This window comes from Dyella sp. KRB-257, assembly GCF_049445995.1.
Taxonomy (GTDB): Bacteria; Pseudomonadota; Gammaproteobacteria; order Xanthomonadales; family Rhodanobacteraceae; genus Dyella_A.
Genome location: NZ_JBMSDZ010000003.1, coordinates 38,049 through 61,430 on the forward strand (window position 1 = coordinate 38,049; position 23,382 = coordinate 61,430).

17 protein-coding genes and 1 pseudogene are annotated in these 23,382 nt (G+C 68.7%); 6 read left to right on the forward strand and 12 right to left on the reverse strand.

The window, feature by feature from the left end; translation table 11 throughout:
• Nucleotides 1-65 precede the first annotated feature (65 nt).
• From ACO2Q2_RS02975 to ACO2Q2_RS03000, 6 genes are all read right to left on the reverse strand, one after another.
• Nucleotides 66-1,733 carry a ShlB/FhaC/HecB family hemolysin secretion/activation protein gene (locus tag ACO2Q2_RS02975; protein WP_423254278.1) on the reverse strand — a complete coding sequence of 556 codons (1,668 nt, stop codon included), beginning with the start codon at nucleotides 1,731-1,733 and terminating at the stop codon, nucleotides 66-68.
• Nucleotides 1,734-2,600: 867 nt separating this feature from the next.
• On the reverse strand, nucleotides 2,601-3,635 hold the full coding sequence (locus ACO2Q2_RS02980; RefSeq protein ID WP_423254280.1) for a YncE family protein: 1,035 nt from the start codon (nucleotides 3,633-3,635) through the stop codon (nucleotides 2,601-2,603).
• A 146-nt stretch (nucleotides 3,636-3,781) separates the two neighbouring features.
• On the reverse strand, nucleotides 3,782-4,081 hold the full coding sequence (locus ACO2Q2_RS02985; protein ID WP_423254282.1) for a PepSY domain-containing protein: 300 nt from the start codon (nucleotides 4,079-4,081) through the stop codon (nucleotides 3,782-3,784).
• Nucleotides 4,082-4,208: 127 nt separating this feature from the next.
• The gene (locus ACO2Q2_RS02990; RefSeq protein WP_423254284.1) at nucleotides 4,209-7,280 is read right to left on the reverse strand and encodes an efflux RND transporter permease subunit; all 3,072 of its coding nucleotides are present in this window, start codon (nucleotides 7,278-7,280) and stop codon (nucleotides 4,209-4,211) included.
• Nucleotides 7,277-8,353: an efflux RND transporter periplasmic adaptor subunit gene (locus ACO2Q2_RS02995; protein WP_423254285.1), complete on the reverse strand. Its 1,077-nt coding sequence runs from the start codon at nucleotides 8,351-8,353 to the stop codon at nucleotides 7,277-7,279. The genes ACO2Q2_RS02990 and ACO2Q2_RS02995 overlap by 4 nt, the downstream gene beginning before the upstream one ends.
• Nucleotides 8,350-9,759 carry a TolC family protein gene (locus ACO2Q2_RS03000; RefSeq protein ID WP_423254287.1) on the reverse strand — a complete coding sequence of 470 codons (1,410 nt, stop codon included), beginning with the start codon at nucleotides 9,757-9,759 and terminating at the stop codon, nucleotides 8,350-8,352. The genes ACO2Q2_RS02995 and ACO2Q2_RS03000 overlap by 4 nt, the downstream gene beginning before the upstream one ends.
• A 297-nt stretch (nucleotides 9,760-10,056) precedes the next feature.
• Between ACO2Q2_RS03000 and ACO2Q2_RS03005 the strand changes: the two genes are divergently transcribed.
• The gene (locus ACO2Q2_RS03005) at nucleotides 10,057-10,722 is read left to right on the forward strand and encodes a response regulator (protein WP_423254464.1); all 666 of its coding nucleotides are present in this window, start codon (nucleotides 10,057-10,059) and stop codon (nucleotides 10,720-10,722) included.
• A complete protein-coding gene (locus ACO2Q2_RS03010; protein WP_423254288.1) occupies nucleotides 10,719-12,137 on the forward strand; it encodes an ATP-binding protein in 1,419 nt (472 codons plus the stop codon). The genes ACO2Q2_RS03005 and ACO2Q2_RS03010 overlap by 4 nt, the downstream gene beginning before the upstream one ends.
• A gap of 174 nt (nucleotides 12,138-12,311) precedes the next feature.
• Here ACO2Q2_RS03010 and ACO2Q2_RS03015 read toward each other — a convergent pair whose 3' ends face one another.
• The 6 genes from ACO2Q2_RS03015 to fucP form a co-directional block, all read right to left on the reverse strand.
• Nucleotides 12,312-13,637 (reverse strand): sensor histidine kinase, encoded by a 1,326-nt coding sequence (locus ACO2Q2_RS03015; RefSeq protein ID WP_423254290.1) that lies wholly within the window; start codon nucleotides 13,635-13,637, stop codon nucleotides 12,312-12,314.
• A gap of 113 nt (nucleotides 13,638-13,750) precedes the next feature.
• Nucleotides 13,751-14,377, reverse strand: a complete 627-nt coding sequence (locus ACO2Q2_RS03020; RefSeq protein ID WP_423254292.1) for a phosphatase PAP2 family protein — start codon at nucleotides 14,375-14,377, stop codon at nucleotides 13,751-13,753.
• Between the two features lie 125 nt (nucleotides 14,378-14,502).
• Nucleotides 14,503-15,585, reverse strand: a complete 1,083-nt coding sequence (locus ACO2Q2_RS03025) for an oxidoreductase (RefSeq protein WP_423254294.1) — start codon at nucleotides 15,583-15,585, stop codon at nucleotides 14,503-14,505.
• A gap of 199 nt (nucleotides 15,586-15,784) precedes the next feature.
• Complete coding sequence (locus ACO2Q2_RS03030; protein ID WP_423254295.1) at nucleotides 15,785-17,755, reverse strand: M1 family metallopeptidase; 1,971 nt, start codon at nucleotides 17,753-17,755, stop codon at nucleotides 15,785-15,787.
• A 16-nt stretch (nucleotides 17,756-17,771) separates the two neighbouring features.
• Nucleotides 17,772-19,001: an AGE family epimerase/isomerase gene (locus ACO2Q2_RS03035; RefSeq protein WP_423254296.1), complete on the reverse strand. Its 1,230-nt coding sequence runs from the start codon at nucleotides 18,999-19,001 to the stop codon at nucleotides 17,772-17,774.
• 81 nt (nucleotides 19,002-19,082) lie between these two features.
• Complete coding sequence (gene fucP, locus ACO2Q2_RS03040; RefSeq protein ID WP_423254297.1) at nucleotides 19,083-20,396, reverse strand: L-fucose:H+ symporter permease; 1,314 nt, start codon at nucleotides 20,394-20,396, stop codon at nucleotides 19,083-19,085.
• 175 nt (nucleotides 20,397-20,571) lie between these two features.
• Here fucP and ACO2Q2_RS03045 point away from each other — a divergent pair.
• The 4 genes and pseudogenes from ACO2Q2_RS03045 to ACO2Q2_RS03060 all read left to right on the forward strand — a co-directional run.
• Nucleotides 20,572-20,652: pseudogene (locus ACO2Q2_RS03045) on the forward strand (hypothetical protein); the annotation flags it as partial.
• 59 nt (nucleotides 20,653-20,711) lie between these two features.
• Nucleotides 20,712-21,023, forward strand: coding sequence for a glycoside hydrolase domain-containing protein (locus tag ACO2Q2_RS03050; protein ID WP_423254298.1), 312 nt, complete (start codon nucleotides 20,712-20,714; stop codon nucleotides 21,021-21,023).
• A 115-nt stretch (nucleotides 21,024-21,138) separates the two neighbouring features.
• Nucleotides 21,139-22,938 carry a sensor histidine kinase gene (locus ACO2Q2_RS03055; protein ID WP_423254299.1) on the forward strand — a complete coding sequence of 600 codons (1,800 nt, stop codon included), beginning with the start codon at nucleotides 21,139-21,141 and terminating at the stop codon, nucleotides 22,936-22,938.
• Nucleotides 22,935-23,381, forward strand: a complete 447-nt coding sequence (locus ACO2Q2_RS03060) for a response regulator (protein ID WP_423254300.1) — start codon at nucleotides 22,935-22,937, stop codon at nucleotides 23,379-23,381. Before ACO2Q2_RS03055 ends, ACO2Q2_RS03060 begins: the two co-directional genes overlap by 4 nt.
• Nucleotide 23,382 lies beyond the last annotated feature (1 nt).

Genomic DNA, 23,382 nt, shown 5'->3' on the forward strand with positions numbered 1-23,382 from the left:
TCAGTGTGCTTCATGATGAATTCTCGAATGCTTTTTTCAGAGCCCTGTGCCAGGGCCAAGCGGGATCAGAAATACTTGATCACCTGGATCCAGAAGCGGCCCGACCTGTCAGGCGCCGACATGGCGCTCGCGCCGCCGAGCTTGCGCGCGTAGTACGCCCTCACCGCGAAGTCGCCCGGGTCTTCCCAGCGGACGCCCACGCCGACGCTGCTGAGCGTCCGGCTGTTGGATCCGGCATACCAGGGATGCTTGTTGATCGTGATGTGTCCGGTATCCACGAAACCGATCAGGTGAACCTGGCCGGCCACGCGATCGGACAACCGGGAGAGCAGCAGGCGTGCTTCGAGATTGGCCAGGTAACCTTCGTCACCGAAGCCCTCCCCCTGTGGGTAGGCGCGGACGCCGTCCATCCCGCCAAGCACGAATTTTTCCGAGGGATCCAGATTGGTCGACGCCAGCTGCCCGCTGAAGCTGGCGTACAGCGAGACCAGGTCGGTGACACGCTGCAGTCGCGCTGCGTTGAACCAGAGCTTGTCATACGACCCTGCGGTGCGCGGACCGGCTGCATCGGCCAGGCGTGCGGCCGGCGTGCGGATGTCGAGCGAGCCGGCCGAAAGGCTCACGAAGAAGCTGCTCACGCCACCACCGCCGAAGCGGTCCTGGTGACTGCCATAGAGTTGCGCCGTCGCGACGTGTGCGTTGCGGTCACTCACCGAGTGGAACAGGTCGATGACGTCCCGAAAATGCTTGTCCTCGTAGACGAGCCCGACGGCCAGGTTGCTGTCGCGAGAGCGCAGCAGCGGATAACTGCCGTAGATGCTGGCCACCCCGGCCGAACCATGCGCACCAAGCGCCCTGAACTGCTTGCCCAGCACATAATCGAGCCTGCTGTAGGCGACGCCCACCGTGGCACGCCCGAACTCCATCTGGTACGACGCGCGCCCGTAGCGCAATCCGGGCCCCGACGTCAGCACCCGCAGGCTGGCCACGTCACCGCGCCCAAGCGGATTGTTGAGGTTCACCGTCGCTCCGATGCGGTACTCGCCGGTATAGGGATTACCGGCATTGTCCGCATCCACACTTCCACTCACCCGCGGCCCGGGCGCCACATCCACGATCAGGTCGGAGCTTCCCGGCGACGCTCCCGGCGTCAGCGTCGAGGACACGCGCACGCCAGGCACATCGGAGAGCAGCAACAGATGGCTTTCGAGCGGCTTGATCGTGATCGGATCACCGCTGTTCAACCCGTCCAGCTTGCTCTGCGCAAGACGGTTGGACAGGTTGGTACTGTTGCGCAGTGTCACCTTGCCGTAGCGGCCCTCACTGACAGTGAGGGTTACCACATTACCGGTGATCTTTTGCGCAGGAAGAAACGCTCGGGCCACGAAGTAACCGTGGCTGCGATAGAACTCGGTGATGCGCGAAGCCATCACCTGCAGATCCGCCAGCGACAACTGCGAGCCGGCGCGGAAACCGGCGACAGTCACCAGTTGCGCCTCGGAAAAGGCGTGCTCGCCTGTCACATGCAGAGCCTTCACCAGCACCCTGACCGCCCCCGCGCCGGCTGCTGCCGGCGCAGTTGTCTCCTCTATGCGGATATCGGGCGCCGCCTGCTGCGGCAGCGGGGGTGGCGGAAGCTGCCGCAGCTGACTGCCGGCACCCGACAACTGCTGGGCCAGCGCACCATGGCTCAGCGCCAGCAGCACCAGCGGCAATAACCTGTTCTTTTTCATGTCGTACTTCCTGGCGCGGCTTTCGCGCACCCGCTTGCGCGGGTCATGTGGCAAATACGCTGACCGGTTTCCGGGGCGTTTTTCTTGGGCTTTTTCGGGGTGATGAACTTTTACCGTCGACTGGTGCATTGAATGCAGTGGTTAAAATTTGATCCACAGCTACGTCGCATCACGTCATGGAGCCGTGAAGTCATTTTCAAAATGAATTTCCCGAAATGCCCGATTAACGCAGCGTCTGAGGTGCCCGGCGTCGGAGTGCCAATATCGATTCCGGGGATACCGGGACCTGCGGCCCCATGTCGGAGGAAATAATGTCGATGCCGCAGGCACCCGACCGCGGACGAGTTGATGCAGCCTGGCGCGGCCGCCATGCGGATGATCCTGCGCCATTCGCCTGTCGCAATCGGTCGGCTACTCCAGTGGGTATTTCTCGTAATCTGCCGCGGCCGGCCGCCCCGGAACATCAAAAAACACTTTATTAACCTGTCCGTGCAGCTGACGTGAAACCGCTTTTTTTTTGTGGAAGGTCAGGTGCAAAACAGACAGGTGAGCCTGGATAAACATATTCGGCAGACTTTCACGATGCAAAAAGCGCAGCTATTCCGGAAGAGAAAAATCTTTTTTTGAAAAGGTCGAAAAAATACTGCGTGACATTTTCCGCGTTCCTGATTCCGTGACCACCTCGCCCTGGCCGTATTGGATTACGGACGTCTGTACGTCCGTATCGCGCTGGAGGACCGTGCGTGCCGCACAGACATTTTCCCCGGCATCAAGAACCGTTCTGATCGAACCGGCCCAGCCCCCAACAAAAAGCCCGCAGCGATGCGGGCTTTTTGCCGGTGCGGAGGCGGCGTGGATCAGTGCCGATCAGCGCTGGCCGACCACCAGCACGGTGAAGCTGTTGGGCAGCATCTCCGGCCAGCCGCGTGCGTTCTTCCTGGTGCCCGGGGTGGCGGCGGAGAGGTAGAGGCGGTGGGTCTGCGGATCGAGCGCCATGGTGCGCGCGCTCTTCTGCGTGGGGAGGGTGGCGGCGACGGTGTAGTGGTCGGCGTCGTCTTCGTGCACGGCGGTGATCGTGCCGCTGCGGCCGTTGGAGCTGTAGACCGTGGCGGTGGTCGGATCGAAGGCCGCCGCGTCGGGGCCGTCGCCGATCGCCACCGTGGCGACCTGCCTGCCGGTGTCTGCATCGGTCACCGCCATGATGCGGTTCTCGCACACCGAGAACAGGCGATGGTGCGCGTTGTCCAGCGCCAGCCCGCTGGGCGATTCGCACGGCGCCAGCGACCAGGTGTGCAGCACGGCGTTGCTGCGCGAGTCGAACTCAACCAGTTCGGCCTTGTCCTCGATGTTCACGTAGACGTGGCCGGCGCCGTCGGCCTGGGCGAATTCCGGCGTGCCGGGCAGGGCGATGGTGGCGATCACCGCACGCTTGGCCGGGTCGATCACGCTGGCCGAGGCGCCGCCGCCGTTGAAGGTGAAGACATGGTGCGAGGCGGGGTCGTATAGGATCGCGTCGGGGTTCCGGCCGGTGCCGGCAATGCGGCCCAGCGGCGTGAGCGTGGCCAGGTCGAACACCGTCACCGAGGCGCTCGCACCGTTGCTGGTGAAGCCCTGGCCCAGGTCGTCGGCGACGGCCACGCCGTGCACGCCGGCGGTGCCGGCGATGGTGCCGATCGGCTTGCCGCTGGCCAGATCGACCACCGCCACGCGGTCGCCGCGGCTGACGAACAGATGCCGGTGCGCGGCGTCCACGGACAGGTAGTCCCAGCCGCCGGGGCCGCCCAGCGGCAGGCGTGCCAGCACACGCATGTCGGCGGCCGGTACAGCGGCGCGGGCCACCGGGGCGAATGATGTCAGGTTGACCAGGGAAATCGTCAGCAGGTAACGCAGGGATGGCTTCATGGGCAAGCGCCTTCGGTGGACCCCGTGGGGCCGGATGAAACACGCCGCCGTGGCTGGGCCACGGCGGCGGGCAAGCGGGGCGGATCGATCCGCACCGGGTCGATCCGCAGTGGGCCGGTCGGCCCGCGCCGGATCACCGCGCCGGATCAGTCCTTGCCGTCGTCGATCGAGTTCTCCAGCACCTTGCCGTCCCTGGCATCCACGCCGATCTCGTGCACCACGCCGCCGGCGCTGATGTCGAACGAATAGCGCAGGCCGCTGCCGCCGGACTCCTTCTCCAGCTCTTCCTTGACGATCTTGCCGGGCGAGGTCTTGAGGGCGATGGCGCGCGCCTGGGCCATGCTGACGTGGGCCTGCGCGGCAAGCTTTTCGGTGTTGCCGGCCATGGCCGAAAACGCGGCGACGGACAGGGCAAGCGACGAGGCAACTAACAGCAATTTACGCATGAGTGTCTCCAGACATTTGATGACGGTAGACCGGGCGCCGGTCGGCGTTCGGCAACGCCAGCGTGTGCGCAGGCGCTTAGTTGGCCCTTATGCTCGTGCGCGATGCGGCGGCCTGCTGGGGAACCGTTCATGCTTGTGCCGCCTTGTCGTGGTCGCGCCGGCGCAGGCGCGCGTACAGCACCGGCATCACCAGCAGTACCAGCGGCACCTGCACCAGCAGGCCGGCGATGATCGCCACTGCCAGCGGCTGCTGCATCTGCGAGCCCTGGCCGATGGCCAGCGCCAGCGGCAGCAGGGTGAGCATGGCGGCGATCGTCGACATCAGGATGGGCCGGGTGCGATGGCGGCCGGCTTCGTGCAGGGCATCGTGCAGGGTCATGTCGGCGGCCTGCCCGGTCTCTGCCTGCTGCAGTTCGGAGAAGTAGAACACCGCCACTTCGGTGACGATGCCCACGATCATCGTCATGCCCATCATCGAGGAAATGTTGAGCTCGATGCCGGTGACCCACAGCCCGATGAACACCGCCGGCAACGCCAGCAGCGGCATCGCCATGATCGCCAGCGCCACGCGGAAGCTTTCGTACAGGAACAGCAGCAGGGTGAATACCAGCGCGATCGCCGCCAGCATCACGATGGTGAGGTCGCGGAACGCCTGCTGCTGCTGCTTGTACACGCCGCCAAGCTCGTAATACATGCCCTTGGGCAGCAGGCCCTTGCGGGACATCACCTTTTTCACGTCGGCAATCGCCGAGCCCAGGCTGCGCCCGCTGATGCGCCCGGTCACCGCGACCATGCGCTTGAGATTTTCGCGGTTGATCTCGGGCTGGCCCTGCACCTGCCTGAGCGTGGCCACCTGCGACAGTGGCAGCAGGTGGCCATCGGCCGCGCGGATCGGCAGTGCCGCGACCTGCTCCAGCTGCTGGTGCGAACCTTCCGGCAGGCGTACGCGCACGCCCACCACCTTGCTGCCCTCGGGCAGGCGTGCCGCCACGGTGCCGTCGATGGCGGCCGCCACCTGGTCGGTCACGCTGACCGGATCGAGCCCCTGCAGCGCCGCCTTGGCCGAATCCACCTGCACGGTCAGTGCATCGCCGGCCGGGTTGATGCCGTTGCGCACCCCGACCACCCCGTGGATCTTGCCGACCGCGCTGGCCACCTTGGCAGCAGTGGCATCGAGTTGTTTGGCGTTGTCGCTGAACAGCTTCACCTCGATCGGCTGCGGCACGGCCACCAGATCGCCGATCAGATCCTCCATCAACTGCGACAGTTCGATATCCAGCCCCGGCACCTTCTGTTCGACCTGGGTGCGAATCTGCTCCATCACCTGCTCGGTTGAGGGGCGGGAACCGTTCTTCAGGCGCACGAAGAAGTCGCCCTGGTTGGCCTCGGTGAGGCCGCCGCCCAGCTGCAGGCCGGTGCGGCGGGAATAGGTGTCCACGTAGGGGTTGGCGCGGATGATCACTTCCGCCTGGCGCAGCAGGCGGTCGGTCTCTTCCAGCGAGGTGCCGGGACGGGACAGGTAATCGAGGATGAAGCCGCCCTCGTCCATCTTCGGCATGAAGCCGGTGCCCACCCGGGTATAGGCAAAACCACCCAGCGCCAGCAGCGGCAGCACCAGCAGCAGCACCAGCAGCGGGCGCTTCAGCCAGGCCTGCAGGGTGCGCTGATAGCCGGCCATCATGCGCTGGGTGAAGCGGCCGGGCGGATGCTCGGTGCGGTGGCGCTTGTCGAGGAAGCGTTCGGCCAGCAGCGGCACCGCGATCCAGGTCAGCAGGTAGGAAATGATCAGCGCGCTGGCCATGGTCAGCGACAGCGCCTTAAAGAACGCGCCGGTGACCCCGGAAAGGAACGCCAGCGGCAGGAAGATGATCACCGTGGCTGCGCTGGAGCCGGTCAACGGGCGGGTGAACTCCCACGCGGCGCCGGCGATGCGCTCGTGGATGCGGCTCTCGTCGTCGCCGCCAAGCCGGCGCATGATGTGCTCGAGCATGACGATGACGTCGTCGATGATCAGCCCCACCGCCGCGGCCATGCCGCCCAGCGTCATCATGTTGAAGCTCATCCCGAGCACGTACAGCAGCAGCACGGTGATCGCCAGCACCGCCGGCACCACGATCATCGCGATCAGGATCACCCGCGTGTTGCGCAGGAACACGAACAGCACCAGCCCTGCCAGCACGATGCCGATCAGGATCGCGTCGCGCACGCTGCCGGCCGCGCCGGTGACCAGCTGGGTCTGGTCGTACCAGCTGGCGATCCGCACGCCGTCGGGCATCTGCGGGGCGAAGTCGGCCAGCCGCTTGCGCACATCCTTGGCGATCTGCACGCTGTTGCCGTTGGGCTGTTGGTATACCTGCAGCAGCACCGCGTTCTGGCCGTCGGCGTTGACCCGGATCCACTGTGGCACGTGGTCCAGGCTCACCCGTGCCACGTCGCCCAGGCGCACGACGCCCCGGGCGTCGGCGCGCAGCACGATGTCGCGCAGCGCGGCCAGGGTGGTGGGCTGGTTGTTGGCCAGCAGCAGGTACAGCTTGTAGTGGTCCGATACCCGTCCCATCGCCTGGATGGTCGCCGCGCGGGTCACCGCGGCCGTCACCTCGGTCAGGCTGAGGTTGAGTGCGCGCAGCTTGTCCGGATCGACGTCGGCGTGGAATTCGGCCACCTCGCCGCCCTGCACCTTGACCTGACCGACCCCGTTGATGCCGCTGAGCAGCGGACGCAGCTGGTATTCGGCCAGGTCGTGCAGCGCACTGGGCGAGACGGTGTGCGAGCGCAGGCTGTAGGCCAGCATCGGAAACGTGGTCGGATCCATCCGCCGCGTGCTCAACCGGGTGCCCCTGGGCAACTGCGGCAACACCTGGCCGGCCGCCGCGTTGACCTGCTGCAACGCGGAGGCCATGTTCGCGCCCCAGTCGAAGGTGACCGCAATATCGGCGCTGCCCCGGCTGGTGGTCGAGCGCACGCCACGCACGCCACGCACGCGGCGCACCGCCTCTTCCACCGGCGTGGTCACCTCGATCGCCATCTGGTCGGCCGGGCGGTCGCCCGCATCCAGGGTCACCTGCACACGTGGAAACGCCACGTTGGGGAACAGCGCCACCGGCATCACCAGTGCACTGGCGATACCGCCGAGGGTGAGCATCAATGCCAGGAACAGCAGCGAGCGGCGGTGCCGCTGCATCCATATCGTGACATTCACTGGGCGGACTCCTTGACCGCATCGCCGTCCTTGAGCTCGTAGACGCCCAGTACGATCACCGGCGCCTTGGCATCCAGCGCCCCCAGCACGCCGACCGGATCGCCGTGCGGACTGCGCAGGGTCACGTCGATGCGCTTGGCGTGGCCGTGCTCGATCTGGAACAGGTAGTCGCCGCGCCGGTCATGCAGCACCGCGGCGCGCGGCACCGCCCAGGCGGTGAATGCGGCGGTGTGGATGTCGGCGACCAGCGGCGCGCCGGCCACCAGGCTGGCGCTGGCTTCGGCCGGCAGTTCGACCTGCGCCGGCAGCAGCCGGGTCTGCGGATCGATCGCCTGTCCGATCATGTCCAGCTTGCCTGCGAACGGGGTCTGCTCGCCGTAGACGCTGTGCAGTTGCACGGTCATGCCCACGTGCAGCCTGGCTCCGTCCGGCGGCTGTACCCCCAGTTGCGCCACCAGTGCATGCGCGGGGGTGAACGTCAGCAACGGCGCGCCGGCGGCGAAACGCTCGCCCAGCCCCACCTTCAGGGCGGTCACCACCCCGTCGGCCGGCGCGGTGAGCGATTCCTGTGCCGAGCCGCCGCCGAGCGCCCGCTGCGCATCGAGCGCGGCGCGCGCGTCGGCGAGATTCTTGCGTGCGCTGGCCAGTTGCGACTGGGTGGCCAGGCGTTGTGCGGCAAGCTGTTCGACGCGCCGCAGCTCGCTGGTGGCCAGCCTGAACGCGCTTTGCGCCTGTGCGAATGCGCTGCGCGCCGTCGGATCGGGGGTCACCGTCAACAACGCCTGCCCGCGTACCACGGTCTGTCCGGCAGTCACTTTGAGTGCGGCCACCAGACCGCCGTGGGCGAGGCTGATCGAGCGCGCATGGCGCGGATCGCCCGCCGCGCTGCCCCAGGCCTTGACCGCGTCGTGGAAGGTCTGCCGCTTCGGCGTGGTCGTGGTGACCGCGATCCGGCTGTCCGGACCGTGGGCGTTGCTGTCCGCGGTCGACGCGCTGCAACCGGCGAGCAGGGCGGCGCCCAGGCCGGCGAGCAGGGACACGCGCAGGTATCGCAGTGAGGAGGAGCAGGTCATGGTGTGGATGCTTTGGCGGAGGCGGAAGGGGGGATGGCCAGATCGGTGTTGCCGAGCAGCGCCTGGAGCGCGATCGCCTCGGTGGCCTGCTGCTGCCTGACGGCCAGCAGATCCAGCTCGGCCGTGAGCGTGTTGTTGCGGATCGCCAGGTAGGTCGGCCAGTCCAGCTCGCGTGCCTGCCATGCGTGCCGGGCGGCCAGGCTGGCGCGTGCGAGGCGTCTGGCATGGGCGGCCAGGCTGGCGCGCTGCCGGTCCAGCGTGATCAGGTCCGAGCGCAGGCGTTCGATGTCGGTACGGGTGGCGAGCACGCGCGCGGCGTAATCGTCCCGCAACTGCTGGCGGGTGGCCCGGGCGATGGCGATGTTGCCGCGATTGCGGTCGAACAGCGGCAGGCTGATGCCCAGGCTGTAGCCCTTGGTGTAGATGCCGCCGGTGTCGCGGGCGCGGTTGAAGCCGATGTTCAGCGCGGGGAACTGCGCCAGCACGGCCGCACGCAGGCTGGCCTCCTGCGAGGCATAGCCGGCCTGCAGGGCGAGCAGGTCGGGGCGCCGGCGCGGCAGTTCGGCCAGCGCGCGCTGCACCTGCGCCGCGGTCGGCGCGGTCGTGTATGCGGGGCCGACCAGCGTCAGCGGCGCGTCCGGCGCCAGTCCCAGTAGCCGATGGAGATCCGCGTCGGCCTGATGCAGCGCAACCTCGGTGTCGGCCAGCCGTTTGCGCACATCCGCCTGCGCATTGAGTCCGATGCTGGCCGCGTCGTAGGTGAGGTTGCCCTGGTCGAGCGCGGTGCGGATGTGGACGGCCACCGGCGTCAGCGCCGCCAGTTCGGCATCCAGCCGGGTGCTCTGCGCCCGCAGGGTGGCGACCTGGTCGAACAGCAGCCGGGCCTGCGCCACCGTTTGCCATTCGGCCCACAGCAGGTCGAGGTTGACCTGCCGCGCCTGGCCGCGCGCCGCCGCGACACGGGAGGAGCGCGTGAGCAGGGCGGTGAGGTCGGTACTCAGTCCCAGCGTGAAGGCGCTGGTCAGCCCCGGACCCGCTGGGGTGGGGAAATCCTGCCCCAGGCTCAGTTGCGGGTCCGGCAGCAGGCCGGCGGCAAACGCCTGCGCCCGCGCGATGCCGAGCGCATCGCGCTGCACCTTCAGGGCCGGACTGTTGGCCACGGCCAGCGTCGCCACCTCGGTCACGTCCAGCCCGTCGGAGGGGTCGAAGCGGTGGTTGCGCGGAATTCCCGCGAAGTCTTTCACCGGCGCGGCGAGTTGCGCCACGCTGGCCGCCCCCCGGCCTTCGCCGAGCGGTCGCGGATGGTAGGTGGCGCAGCCGGCCAGTGCGAGGGTCAGCACGGTGGCAAGACGCGGGCAAACGGTGCGGAGGGCCCGTGACGACAGCCGTGGGGCATGTGGCAGCATGGCGATGACGCGTATCTCCCGACAGATGCAGAACTCTCGCGGCACGGCGGCCGCAAGGCGAGATTCATGACCACCCCGGTGGGTAGCCGGGTGGACGGGTCGATGCAGTCGCGGCGAACCGCTGGGGTCGGCGCGACTGTAGCAAGCTTCGGACAGCGAGCTTTTGTTGAGCTTATCCGCCGCGACGGCGTCCTTGATCAGGGCATCCTTAAGGGTGGCCTAAGCCGCTGGCGGCATAGTAGACAGGCATCGTGGCGGCAGCCTGTCGCAGCGGTTGCGGAATCTGGACAGCGAGACATGCACATCATCCTGGTTGAAGACGACGCGCAGTTGGGTGAGGCGATCCGGCGCGCGCTGCAGCGGCTGACTTATACCGTCACGTGGTTGCGCGACGGCCGCGAGGCGCTGATCGCACTGGGCGACTGTACCGCCGACCTGGTGCTGCTGGATTTGGGCCTGCCCGGCCGCGACGGTCTGGACGTGCTGATCGAGGCGCGCCGTGCGCAGGTGGATACGCCGGTGATCGTGATGACGGCCCGCGATGGCCTCGATGCGCGGATCAATGGCCTCGATGCCGGCGCCGACGATTACCTGGTCAAGCCGTTCCATCTGGACGAACTGGCCGCGCGCATCCGTTCGCTGATGCGTCGCCGGAGCGGGCGCGCGGTGAACCGGATCGAAGTCGGCGCGATCAGCATGGACCTGGCCAGCGCCGAGGTGAGTTTTCGCGGCGAGCGGGTGGAGCTGACCCGACGCGAGTTTGCGCTGCTGCAGCAGTTGATCGAGCGCGCCGGCCGCATCGTCCGGCGCGAAGCGCTGGAGAACTCCATCTACGGGCTCGACAACGTGGTCGGTCGCGGAGCGCTGGAGGTGCTCGTGCACTCGCTGCGACGCAAGCTGGGCGCGGATACCGTGCGCACCGTGCGCGGATTCGGCTACATGCTGCCGCGGGAGCCGATGTGAGTCGCGGCAGCCTGCGCTGGCGGCTGCTGTGGCTGGTCATCGCCGCGCTCGTGGCGGTGCTGGTGCCGCTGGGCATCATCAGTTTCCGCGGCACGCTGGTGGAGGTGAACGAACTGTCGGACGCGCGGCTTGCGCAATCGGCACGCACGATCGAACTGCTGATACGCGAGGCCGGCATCGAGGCGCTTCACGACGACCCGAACCGCACCGACGACGAAACGCTGCCCGAGCGCACCGTCATCCCGATCGGCGGCCATGAAGTGGAGGCGGAAGTGGGTTTTCGCGTCGTCGATGCCACCGGGGCGGTGCGGATGGAATCGGCGAACTTCGCTTCCATGCCGCAGGACGCGGCCATGCGCGAAGGGTTCGGCCAGCTGTGGCTGGGCGGCATGCAGTGGCGGACCTACACGCTGCACGATCCGGCACTTGGCATCACCATCCTGGCCGGCGAACGCTTCGACAGCCGCGACGACATCACCCGCATGCTGTGGCTCGATCACGCCTTGCCGCTGTTGCTGGGGCTGCCCCTGGTGGCGGCGCTGGTCGGCTGGGCGGTGCGCCGCGGCCTGCGTCCGCTCGATCGCCTGGCCGAAGCCCTGCGCCGCCGCGCGCCGGGCAGCCGCGAGCCGATCGACCTGGCGCAGGTGCCGCTCGAATTGCACACCGTGATCACCGCGCTGAACGACCAGTTGGCCCGGCTGGAGAACGCGCTCGAACGCGAGCGCCGCTTCAGCGCCGATGTCGCCCATGAGCTGCGCACGCCCATCACCACCAGTCTGATCAGCGTGGAGACGGCGCTCGGCAGCCAGGACGCGGCCGGCATCGACATCGCGCTGACGCAGACCCAGCAGGCGCTGACCATGCTGGCGCGGCGCGTGGAGCAGTTGCTGGCGCTGGCCCGCATCGAGGCGGGCGCCGCCACGGTGCCTGCCTCGCACGACCTGCGCGACATCGCGATGGAGGTGATCGACGAGCTCGCGCTGCCGATCGCCGACTGGAACGTGGAGCTGTCCCTGACCCTGCCGGCACAGCCGCTGGTGGTGGAGGGTTTTGCGGCGGGGCTGGCCGCGCTGTTGCGCAATCTGGTGGAGAACGCCCTGCGGCACGTGCCGCGGGGCGGTGCGGTGGAACTGCGCATGCAACAGCAGGCGGACGTGGCCGTGATCGAAGTGATCGACAACGGTCCGGGCATTCCGCCGGAGCGCCGCGCCGAGGTGTTCGCCCGCTTCCACCGCGAGCCCGGCGGCCGCGGCGACGGCTACGGCCTGGGCCTCTCCATCGTGCAGCGGGTGGCGCAGATGCACCGCGCGCAGATCGAGCTGGACGATGCGCCGGGCGGGCAGGGCCTGTGCGTGCGCGTGCGCATGCCGGTCGGGCGGACCAACGCCGGTGCGACGGCGGACGCATCGGCGTAACTGCCCGGGCGCGCAGCGTGATCCTCTCGTGCCGGAATCCGCGGGGTTCACCGCGGCCGCCGTGGAAATCCCCCGTCCGGCGGCGGCGAGCTGTGCTGCCTTCGACGTCACCGCCACCCGGGGCACGGGCGGGATCGGCGTCACCGGCAAGCAGCCGCAACATGCCGGCGGGAGTCAGGACAACGCGTGCGTCCGCGAGGGAAAGACGAGCGTGAGGCTGCGTGCGCCGCCTTCGCGCCCGATCGCCAGTTGCCCGCCATGCAGCCCGGCCACGCGCCGGGCCAGCATCAGCGCAAAGCTGCGCCCGTCGCGACCGGTGCCGGCAAGATCGGTGAAAGTGATCTGCGTGCTGTCATCGTCGCCGCGCTGCAGTCTCACCGTGATACGCCGTTCGTGGGAGACGTGCTGCAGACTGTCGTCGATCCAGGCATGCAGCACGTCGTCGATGGAGGATGCGTCCACATGCGCCATCAACGGACCGCCCGGACCCTCGTAGCCGATATCCGCGCGTCCGCCGCGGTGTTCGATCGCCCAGCGTGCCACCAGCGACTGCAGCAACGCATCCAGGTCGGTGTCTGCGCGCCGGTCGATGCGCTCATGGCCCGGTCGCACCCGCGCCAGCGCCAGCAATTGCCCCGTGATGCGGGTAGCCTGCTCGTTGTGCCGCATCACCTCCTCCAGGGCGGCCCTCCTGCCGGCCGCATCGTCGCATCCACGGGCCTGCGCGACCGCAGCGTGCAGCCGATCCAGCGGCGCGCGCAGGCGGCGACTGGCGTTCATCACGAAGCGTTCCTGCGACCGCTTGGCCGCATCCATGCGGGCCAGCAGCCGGTGGAAGGCATGGGTCAGCGCGGCCAGCTCGGTCGGCACGGTCCGGTCGTCGATCAGGCGGGGCCGGGCGGCGACCGGATCGAGCGAAGCGGTCAGCGCGGTCACTGCGCCAAGCGCCCTTCCCACGGCAAGCCACGCCAGCATGGCCGTTGCCAGCAACAGCGGAAGCTGCACGATCGTTGCCAGCCACACCAGCCGCATCGCCTGTCGCCGGCGCGGCGCCAGCGGTTCACCCACTGCCACGACAGCCGCGCTCGGGTGAGATACAGGCAGTCGCGCGACCCGCGCGGCGCCCGCGGGCAGATGCACGTCATACAGAGGCGCGGTGGGCGGACGTCCCGCCACGGGGTCCGGCACGAGCGAGGCGTTGCCGGCCATCCGGCGTCCGCTGCGGTCAAGCACCTCGAAATAGAGCGGGCGATGCCCTTCGTGCGTGAGCAGATAACGCGCCGCGGCCGGCAGGCGCGATGGATCGTCCTGCCGCGAAACCAGCTGCGCCAGTGCCCGTGCAGTGTTCAGCAGGTCGGCATCGTAGCGCTGGCTTGCATAGCGTACGGCCAATGTGGCACTGGCCAGCAGATCGAGCAGCACCAGCAGCGCCATCGGGCCGGCGACCCAGCGGAAGACATGCCCGCGCAGGCTGATTCGATGAACGTGACCGCTGCGCATGAGTTACACCCCGCAGAAACAGGCGGCAAGCATCCCCTGTGCAGCTTAGGCATGACTTACGTGCATGCCGGCAGGGCCGCGTCCCGGCGGCAGCCCCGGCATCGTGCGGCGGCCTACTTGAAGCGGTGCACGAAACCCACCCGGAAGCCGCCGGGCAGCCAGCCGAGGATCAGCGGCGAGTGCCGCCGCGCCGACCAGATGCCGATGCCGGTGCCCAGCGCGGCGCCCACCAGCACGTCGCTCTGCCAGTGGCCGCGCACCTTCATGCGCGCCACCGCGTCGTAGGCCGGCAGCAGCGCCAGCGCGTAGACCGCAGGGTGATCGTCGCCGTAGTTGGCGATGAACGGCGTCACCGCGGCGGAGATCGCCGCCACCTCGCCGCTGGGAAAGCTCTGCGCGCCGGAGCTCTTGAACCATTGGTTGGGGCTGGCGGTCTGCGAGGGGCGCTCGCGGCGGAAGCCGTACTTCATGCCGGTGGTGGCGATGGCGGTGATCGCCATCGAGTCGACCGAGCGCCAGAACGTGTCGCCCAGCTTGCTGTCGTCGCCCAGCGCGAGCGCACCCACGCCCACGGTGAGGATGCTGCCGACCATCAGCGCCTTCTGGTTGTTGCGGTTCCAGATGCCGCTGTTGTCGTAGTGCAGGCGATGGTCGATGCCGAACGGGCCGCCGGAGGCGGACGCAGCGCCTGTGTCGGCGAGGGTGGCGAGAGAAAACAGGACGACGAATAGACGGCGCATGATCGGGCTCCCCGTGCGACGGGCGGCGTGGGCCCGGTGCACCGGCGACGCTAGGTGCCGCGGCTTTCGTTCCGCTTACGTGGGAGGCAGCGTACGCGGGCGCGAGGGTGCCGGATCGACGCGGCTCAACGGCGCGCGGCGGCGAACGCGGCCTGCTCGGCTCCGGTCAGCGGCAGCGGCATCGCGCATCCGGCGCGCTGCGAAGCAAAGCCGGCGTCGATCACGGCCATCACCGCCAAGGCCTCGATCGGCGTCACCGGCCAGGCTGACTTGCCGACAATGGCGTCGCGCAGGGCGGCGTAATAGCGGCGCTGGTCGCCGGCTGCCGCCGGCCGCGTGTGCGCATCGCCGTGCGCGTCGATCACGCTGAGCGGATCGGCATCTTCGCCCCAGCCGGCAGCGCCGGGTGCGAGCCCGGCCAGCAGTTGGGCTTCCTGGCGATCGGCGCCGGTCTTGACCAGGCTGCCGCGGGTACCGTGGACGACGAAGCGTCGCGCACCGCCGGCGACCAGCATGCTGGCGTGCACGATCACCTGCTGCGCGCCGTAGTCCAGCCGCACGTGCGCCCAGTCGTCGCTCAGGCCGCCCGCGCGCTGGATCGCCAGCGCCGCCTGCACGCGCGCGGGCAGGCCGAACAGCTGCAGCGCCTGATCGACCAGGTGCGGGCCGAGGTCGTACCAGATGCCGGCGCCGGGGCCGGCCGACTCGCGCCAGCGGTCGCGCACGGCGGGGCGGTAGCGGTCGATGTGCGATTCGAAGTGCATCACTTCGCCGACCACCCCCTCCTCGATCGCCCGCTTCACCGCGAGGTAGTCGCTGTCCCAGCGACGGTTGTGGAACACCGAGAGCTGGCCGGGTGAGGCGTCGGCGATGGCGATCAGCATGCGCGCCTCGGCCAGGTCCAGCGCCATCGGCTTGTCGATCACCACGTGCCGGCCGGCGCGCAGGGCATCGGCGGCCAGCGGCGCGTGGATGTCGTTGGGCGTGGCGATCACCACCACGTCGAGGCGGTCGTCGGCGATCAGCGCGGCGGGTGTTTCGTGCACGCACATGCCGGGCAGGTCGGCGTGCACCTTGCGGGCGTCACGCGAGGCGACCGCGGCGAACTCGAGGCCGGGCGTGGCGCGGATCAGCGGCGCGTGGAAGGTCCTGCCGGCGTAGCCGTAGCCGATCAGGCCGAGGCGGAGGGGAGAATGCAGGGCGGTCATGTCGAGATTCTCGCTGTAGGAGCCCACCCCTCGATCGAGTCGAGGGCAGGCTCTGTGGGCGACCCGGGCTCGCCAGGGGCGAGGGGCGATCGCGCACAGGGTGCGCTCCTACGGGCGGCGCGCCTATGTAGGAGCCCACCCTGTGGGCGACGGGATGTGGCGCTGTGCAGCGGGTGGCGGTCGCGCACAGGGTGCGCTCCTACAGAGCGGATGCGCGGTCGTTGCCGCGGTCGGCATCGGGCAGATCGTGCTTCGGGTCGAGCACCGCCGAGGTCACCGGCTGGTCGCCGTCCACGTGCACCACGTAGCGGGTGTGCTGCATCCAGGTCTCCACCGGCACCCGCACGTCGCGGGTGCTGCCGTCGGCGTAGGTCACCTGCAGCGTGTTCGGCAGCACCAGCTTGTCGTGGTTGGCCACGGTGACGTCCGCGCCGTGCTTCCAGCCGCCGTCGGCTGGCGCGACCTTGTCCACGCTCATGTCGAATTGCCAGTTGTGCTCGAACCAGCCGCGCCAGAACCAGTCGAGATCCTCGCCGGTGTCGCTGGCCATGAAGCGGAAGAAGTCCGACGGGCTCGGGTGCTTGTACGCCCAGGTGGCGATGTAGCGGCGGAAGGCCGGGTCGAAGCGTTGCGGGCCGATGATCTGCTCGCGCAGCAGCACCAGGCCGAAGGCGGTCTTGAAGTAGGTGATCGGGTGGCGGTACTTCTCCGGGACCGCGTCGGCGTAGGTCATCGGCGGCGGGGCGTCCGGGTCCTTCAGCAGCGCGGCGATCTGCTCGGCCGGCGTGCCCTTGCCCGGCGCGTATTCGGCGTCGCGCTTGGGCGCGAACCTGCCGCCATCGAAGGCCTCCGCTTCGTACACGTCGACGAAGGTGTTGAAGCCCTCGTCCATCCACGCGTCGCGGCGCTCGTTGGAGCCCACGATCATCGGGAACCAGGTGTGGCCGATCTCGTGCGCGATCAGCATGCGCAGGTTCGCGCCGGCGGCCTTCTTGTGATCGAAGGTGATGCCCGGGTACTCCATGCCGCCGGCGGTACCCGCTTCGTTGATGGCGACCGGGTACGGATACGGGAAATAGGTCCTGGAGAAGAACTCCACCGATTTCTTCAGGTTCTGCGTGGCCACGCCCCAGGCGGTGTCGCCGGCGCTTTCCACCGGATAGGCCGACATCGCCAGCGCGGTCTTGCCGCCGGGCAGGTTGATCCGCGCGGCGTCCCAGAGGTACGCCCTGGAGGCGCCGAAGGCGACGTCGCGGGTGTTTTTCATGGCGAAGTGCCAGGTCAGCGTGCCGCCCTGCCTGGGGCGCGAGGCCGGGTCGGAGACTTCCGCCGCACTGCGGATCATCACCGTGGCGTCGCTGTGGCGGGCATGGTCCAGGCGCTTGATCTCGGTCCTGGTCAGCACGTCCTGCGGATTGAGCAGCTCGCCCGAGCCGACCACGATCATGTCCGACGGCACGGTGACGCGGTAATCGAAGTCGCCGTACTCGAGATAGAACTCGCTGTTGAGGAAGGGCTGGGTGTCCCAGCCACGCAGGTCGTCGTAGACGCACACCCGCGGGTACCACTGCGCCATCTCGAAGATGTCGCCCTGCCGGTTGGCGTTCCAGTCGGTGCGGCCGCCGAATTCGCCGGGCACGGTGTAGTCCCAGACGATGTGCAGCTTGAGCCGGCCGTCGCGTGCCTTCAGCGCGGTGGGCAGGGTCACCTGCATGCGCGTGTCGCTGATCACCCACGCGGCCTTCCGGCGGTGACCGGAGGCGTCCTCCACCTCGACCGAGCGGATGTGCTCGCCGTCGGTGAACCGGGTAGGGAACCTGCCGGCGCCGAACGCGCCGCGGGCGTCCTTGCGGTAGCGGTTCTGCTCCACCTGCAGCCAGATCACGTCCAGCGCGTCGGGGCTGTGGTTGGTGTAGGTGATGGTTTCCGAGCCGCTGAGCTGGCGCGTGGCCGGATCGAGCGTGGCCCGGATCGCGTAGTCGGCGCGGTTCTGCCAGAACGCCGGACCCGGATGGCCGCTGGCGTCGCGCGTGGCGTTGACCGGCTGCGGCAAGGCGAATGGCGCGAAGGTTTCCAGCGGATCGAAGCGCGTGGCCGGCGCGGCGTCGGCGGCGAGCGCGCCGGCGAACAGGAGGGCGGCGGCGAGCGGGCGGAGCAGCGGTGCGGTCATGCGTACCTCGTGAGGGTCAGGGCGTGCCTCCCGCGCGGATCACGGCGAGCACGTCGTGGCAGGCGCCCATGGTGTGGTAGTCGGTCTTGCCGGCGGGGCTCTTCTCGTCGCTCATCGCGCGGTTGTCGCGGGTGAGGATGCGGTACCAGGCGCCGTGGCGGTGATCGACGAAAGTGTGCCACGCGTACGCCCACAGTCGACCGTACCATTGGTCGTAGACCGCTTCGCCGGTGCGCGCGTGAAGTCTTGCGGCGGCGGCCAGGCTCTCGGCCTGCACCCAGAAATACTTGTCGTCGTCGCACACGTGGCCGTCCGGCGCGAAGCCGTAGGCGAGGCCGCCGTAGACGTCGTCCCAGGTGCGAGCCAGCGCGGTGTCGAACAGGTGGCGCGCGGTGGGCAGCAGCCAGTCGGGCGCATGTCCTTGCGCGGCGAGCAGCGGCTCCAGCGTGAGCAGCAGCTTGGCCCACTCGGTGAGGTGGCCGCTCTGGAAACCCCACGGGCGGAACAGGTGCCTGGGGTCGTCGCGGTGGTAGTCCCAGTCCACGTTCCACTGCGCGTCGTGGTGCTCCCACACCAGGCCGCCGGCGAGCCGGGCCTGGCGGCGGGTGATGTGGTCGGCGAGGGTGGTTGCGCGATCGAGGTAGCGCACGTCGCCGGTGGCCTGGTGGGCAGCGATCATCGCCTCGCACAGGTGCATGTTGGCGTTCTGGCCGCGATAGGGGCTGAAACGCCACTGCGCGTCGGCCTCGTCGCGGTACAGGCCGGCGTCGGCATCCCAGAAGCGCTGTTCCAGCAGTTGCCAGGCTTCGTCCATCCAGGCGCGGGCTTCGTCGATGCCGGCCTTCACCGCGGTGGCGTAGGCCAGCAGCACGAAGGCCATGCCGTAGGCGTGGCGGGTGACATCCTCGGGCCGGCCGTCGCGCACCGTCCAGGCATAGCTGCCGTCGCTGGCGTCGCGATGCACCTCGCGCAGGTAGCGCAGGCCGTGGCGGGCTTCCTCAAGATAATCGGCGCGATCGAATTCGATCGCCGCCATCGCGTAATTGAAGACGAAGCGCGTGCTGCTCACCAGGTGGCGATGGCTGCGCTCGTACACCGTGCCGTCGTCGCGGAAGTAGTGGAAGAAGCCGCCGGCCGGGTCGTGCGCATGGGCGTCGTAGAACGCCATCGTCTGCGCGATGTGCTTGCGCAGGAACGCTTCGCTGCGCACGTCGGGCAGAGCGGGGATGGGAGCGGCGAGGGTCATGCGCGTGCGGTCCACGGGGCAGGGCGGAAAAAACGGCACATCCCCGCCGCCGGGGCGGGGATGGCACAGGGGCGATCAGGCTCAGGCGACGCTGCGCACCTTCGAGCCGCTGAGGCCGTAGAACACGATGTACAGATAGCACGCCAGCGGCAGCACGAAGGCGTGCTGCAGGCCGAAGCGATCGGCCAGCATGCCCTGCAGCTGCGGGATCAGCGCGCCGCCGACGATCGCCATGATCAGCAGGCTCGACGCCTTGCTGGTCATCGGCCCGAGCCGCTCGATGCCCAGCGCGAAGATGGTCGGGAACATGATCGAGTTGAACAGGCCCACGGCGATCACGCTGACCATCGCCAGGTTGCCCGTGGTCGTCATGGTGGTGGCCACCAGCACCACGTTGATCGCGGCGAACAGCGCCAGCAATTTGCGCGGCGAGAACCACGCCATGATCCACGAGCCGGCGAAGCGGCCGACCATCGCGCCGCCCCAGTACAGCGAGACGTACTTGGCGGCGTCGGCCTCGCTCAAGTGGCCGATCTCGGGCATCGACAGGTAGTTGACCATGTAGCTGCCCAGCGACACCTCGGCGCCCACGTAGCAGAAGATGCCGATCACCCCGAACAGCACGTGGCGATGGCGCAGCACCTCGGCGAAGCCGTGGCGCTCGTGGTCGCCCCTGTCGGTGGCCTCGGTCAGCGCCGGCAGGCGGAACGCCCACACGAACAGCGCCAGCAGAAACAGCACCACCGCCAGGCCGATGTACGGGTACTGCACCGACTGCGCCTGCTGCGCCTGGTAGGCGAGCTGGTCGGCCGGCGCCAGCGCGGCCAGTTCGGTGGGCGACTTCACCGCGTTGGCGAGGATCAGCACGCTGCCGAAGTACGGCGCGATGGTGGTGCCGAACGAATTGAGCGCCTGCGCCAGGGTGAGCCGGCTGGAACTGGTGGCCTCCGGCCCGAGCAGTGCCACGTACGGGTTGGCCGCCACCTGCAGCACGGTGATGCCGGTGGCCAGCACGAACAGAGCGCCGAGGAAGGCCGGGTACAGATGCAGTGCGGCCGCCGGCCAGAAGCCCAGTGCGCCCACGCCGGCGATCGCCAGGCCGGCCACGATGCCCTTCTTGTAGCCCAGCGCGGCGATCAGCTTGCCGGCCGGCATCGCCATCACGAAATACGCGCCGAAAAAGGTGAACTGCACCAGGATCGCCTGGGTGTAGTTGAGCTGGAAGGTCGACTTCAGGTGCGGCACCAGGATGTCGTTCAGGCAGGTGAGGAAGCCCCACATGAAGAAGATCGTGGTGAGCACGCCCAGCGCGAGCGGGTAGGTGGTGTAGCGGGTGTTGCCGGGCGCGGTCGATGCGGCGGCGGCGGCGGCGGCGGGCGGAGCGGCAAAGGCCATGGCGTGGTTTCCGGAGTGGCGAAGGTGCAAGCGTGCCACAAGCCCCGAACGCTCCGGCCGGAGCCGGGCCAAGGCCAGCAGCCGGGCGAATGTAACCGTTTTCACGGGATCGACCATCGCGCGCTGCAACATCGTTGCGCGGTGCTGCCCTGGGCGCATCTTCTGGCTGCGGGTGATGCCGCTGGCCGGCGCGGTGAAGCTCGATCCCGGCGACGCGGCCGTGCCGGGCAGCGGCTACCGCTCGTGCTTCAGTCACGCCAGCGAAGTGGTGCAGGCCGGCTACTACGCGGTGACGCTGGCGGACTCGGGTGTGGCGTGCCGAGCTCACCGCTGGCCGCCGCGGCGGCTGGCACCGCTGCACCTTCCCCGCCGGCCAGCGATGTCTACGCGATCGGCCGTCCGTTCGTGGCGAAGGCGGTGCTGCACCTGGCCGGCAACAAAACTTTCACCATCACCGCGGCACCTTTCGACGCCTTGCATCCCTACGTCGGCGAGATCACGTTGAACGGCCAGCCACTCGAGCAGCCCTTTGTGCACCACCGCGACCTGGTCGCCGGCGGCGAGCTGCATTTCCGCATGGTCGCGGTGCCCCCGGGCGCGGCCACCCGGGGCGCGCCGGCCCGATGACCGTCGGCAACGGCGCCGACGGCTGCAGCCGGTTAGGCGCGGATCGGCGGGCGCCGGACACGGCCCCGCGGCATGCCAGAATGCTTCCATGCGTCTGTCCAGGATCCGCCCCGTCATGCCCATGAGAAGCATCAACTTCATGCGCTGGCGCGTGGCCGGCCTGCTGTTGTCGGTCGTGGTGATCGTGGCGTTGCCGTACACGATCACCCGCAACACCTCCACCGAGGCCCTGCAGGCCTCCGAATGGGTGACGCATTCGTCCGAGGTGAAGTCGATCACCTACCGCATCGCCTTCCTCAGCCGGGATGCCGAGGCGGCGACGTATCAGATCGTGATGAGCGGCGAGAGCAAGGACGCGCAGCAGCGCCTGGACGATGCGACCAAGCCAATCTCCAGGCTGATCTGGCAACTGCGCGGCTACACCCACGACAACGCCGATCAGCAGGCCCTGGTGGGCTCGCTGGAAACCATCGTCAACGGTCGTGCCACCCTGATGTGGCAGGCGCTGTGGCGGGCGCGGCACGACGATCGTGCCGGCGCGGAAAAGGCGTTGGCCGATGCCGGCAAGCTGTTCGCGATCGGCGACGTGCTCGACAGGGTCGTGAGCACCGAAGACCAGTTGCTGGCCCGGCGGCGCCAGGCCGCGGCGGCGCGGTCGTTCAAATACAAGCTGGTGCTGGGCATCGGCGCGCTGGCGCAGCTGCTGCTGCTGGGGATCATCGTGGTGGTGTCCGAGCGGCAGATCGGCCAGCGCCTGCGCGCCGAGGAGCGCGAGAGCCTGGCCGTGCGGCGCTCGCGGCAGATCGTGCAGGCCGTGCGCGAGCCCATCGTGCTGCTGGATGCCGAGCTCAACACCCTGCTGGTGAACACCGCCTTCGCCGAGTTGTACGGCATCGATCCGGAGGAGCAACGCTCGCGGCCGCTGGCCGAGCTGGGCGGTGGCGCGTGGAACGATGGCCCGCTGCTGCAGCGCCTCGCCGACGTGATGCTGCGCGACCGCGAGCTGTGGGATTACGAGCTCAACCAGCGCACCGCCGACGGCACCGACCGCCGCGTGGTGATCAACGCCCGCCGCCTGCAGCAGGAATCCGACGCGCCGGCGCTGCTGATGACAGTGAGCGACATCACCGTGCGCGCGCTGGTCGAGAAGCAGGTGAAGGAGCTCAACCGCCAGCTCGAGGGCAAGGTGGAGCAGATCTCCGATGTCAACCGTGAACTGGAGGCTTTCAGTTATTCGGTCTCGCACGATCTGCGCGCGCCGCTGCGGCACATCGCCGGCTTTGCCGGCAAGCTGGAGCGCCATCTCGGCGAACAGCTCGACGAGAAGGGCCACCACTACCTGGATGTGATCTCCGGCTCCGCCCAGCGAATGGCCCAGCTGATCGACGACCTGCTGGTGTTCTCGCGGCTAGGTCGCGGCGCCATGCGCATGCAGCCGGTGGACATGCAGTCGCTGGCGGAAGAGGCGCGCGCGCTCACCGAGTCGGACACCGCCGGTCGCCGCATCGAGTGGAAGATCGCTCCGCTGCCGGTGGTGGTGGGCGACGAAAACATGCTGCGCACCGTGTGGCAGAACCTGATCGGCAACGCCGTGAAGTACACCGGCCAGCGCGAGCTGGCGAAGATCACCGTCGACATGTCGCGCACCCCCGGCGGCGACTACCAGTTCACCGTCGCCGACAACGGCGCCGGCTTCGATATGGAATACGCCGGCAAGCTGTTCGGCGTGTTCCAGCGGTTGCACCGCGCGTCCGAATTCCCGGGCAACGGCATCGGCCTGGCCAACGTGAGGCGCATCGTGGCCCGCCACGGCGGGCGCGTGTGGGCCGAGGGCGAGCCGGGCCGGGGCGCGCGCTTCCATTTCACCCTGCCAGCCTCCGACGCCGGCGACACGCGCAGACAGGACCGTTCATGAACGACCGATGCATCCGCACCATTCTCCTGGTGGAAGACAGCCAGGCCGACGCCGAGATGGCGATGGACGCCCTGCGCGAGGCCCATCTCGCCAACCCGGTGGTCCACCTGGAAGACGGCGTCGAGTGCCTGGACTACCTCTATGCCCGTGGCGCCTGGGCCGATCGCGAACGGATCGATCCGGCGGTGGTGCTGCTGGACATCAAGATGCCGCGCATGAACGGCCTGGACGTGCTCACCCGGATGCGCGCGGACGAGCGCATGCGCCGCATCCCGGTGGTGATCCTGTCCTCCTCGCGCGAGGAGAGCGACCTGGCGCGCAGCTGGGACCTGGGCGTGAACGCCTACGTGATCAAGCCGGTGGACGTGGACCAGTTCTTCGAGGCGGTGCGCACGCTGGGTCAGTTCTGGGCGGTGCTCAACCAGGCGCCCGGGCTGGATTGAG

What these genes read in the sequence shown, in the direction of transcription:
- ACO2Q2_RS02975 (WP_423254278.1), bottom strand. Translation starts at nt 1,733, where the DNA reads ATGAAAAAGAACAGGTTATTGCCGCTGGTGCTGCTGGCGCTGAGCCAT.
- ACO2Q2_RS02980 (WP_423254280.1), bottom strand. Translation starts at nt 3,635, where the DNA reads ATGAAGCCATCCCTGCGTTACCTGCTGACGATTTCCCTGGTCAACCTG.
- ACO2Q2_RS02985 (WP_423254282.1), bottom strand. Translation starts at nt 4,081, where the DNA reads ATGCGTAAATTGCTGTTAGTTGCCTCGTCGCTTGCCCTGTCCGTCGCC.
- ACO2Q2_RS02995 (WP_423254285.1), bottom strand. Translation starts at nt 8,353, where the DNA reads ATGACCTGCTCCTCCTCACTGCGATACCTGCGCGTGTCCCTGCTCGCC.
- ACO2Q2_RS03000 (WP_423254287.1), bottom strand. Translation starts at nt 9,759, where the DNA reads ATGCTGCCACATGCCCCACGGCTGTCGTCACGGGCCCTCCGCACCGTT.
- ACO2Q2_RS03005 (WP_423254464.1), top strand. Translation starts at nt 10,057, where the DNA reads ATGCACATCATCCTGGTTGAAGACGACGCGCAGTTGGGTGAGGCGATC.
- ACO2Q2_RS03015 (WP_423254290.1), bottom strand. Translation starts at nt 13,637, where the DNA reads ATGCGCAGCGGTCACGTTCATCGAATCAGCCTGCGCGGGCATGTCTTC.
- ACO2Q2_RS03020 (WP_423254292.1), bottom strand. Translation starts at nt 14,377, where the DNA reads ATGCGCCGTCTATTCGTCGTCCTGTTTTCTCTCGCCACCCTCGCCGAC.
- ACO2Q2_RS03025 (WP_423254294.1), bottom strand. Translation starts at nt 15,585, where the DNA reads ATGACCGCCCTGCATTCTCCCCTCCGCCTCGGCCTGATCGGCTACGGC.
- ACO2Q2_RS03030 (WP_423254295.1), bottom strand. Translation starts at nt 17,755, where the DNA reads ATGACCGCACCGCTGCTCCGCCCGCTCGCCGCCGCCCTCCTGTTCGCC.
- ACO2Q2_RS03035 (WP_423254296.1), bottom strand. Translation starts at nt 19,001, where the DNA reads ATGACCCTCGCCGCTCCCATCCCCGCTCTGCCCGACGTGCGCAGCGAA.
- fucP (WP_423254297.1), bottom strand. Translation starts at nt 20,396, where the DNA reads ATGGCCTTTGCCGCTCCGCCCGCCGCCGCCGCCGCCGCCGCATCGACC.
- ACO2Q2_RS03055 (WP_423254299.1), top strand. Translation starts at nt 21,139, where the DNA reads ATGCCCATGAGAAGCATCAACTTCATGCGCTGGCGCGTGGCCGGCCTG.
- ACO2Q2_RS03060 (WP_423254300.1), top strand. Translation starts at nt 22,935, where the DNA reads ATGAACGACCGATGCATCCGCACCATTCTCCTGGTGGAAGACAGCCAG.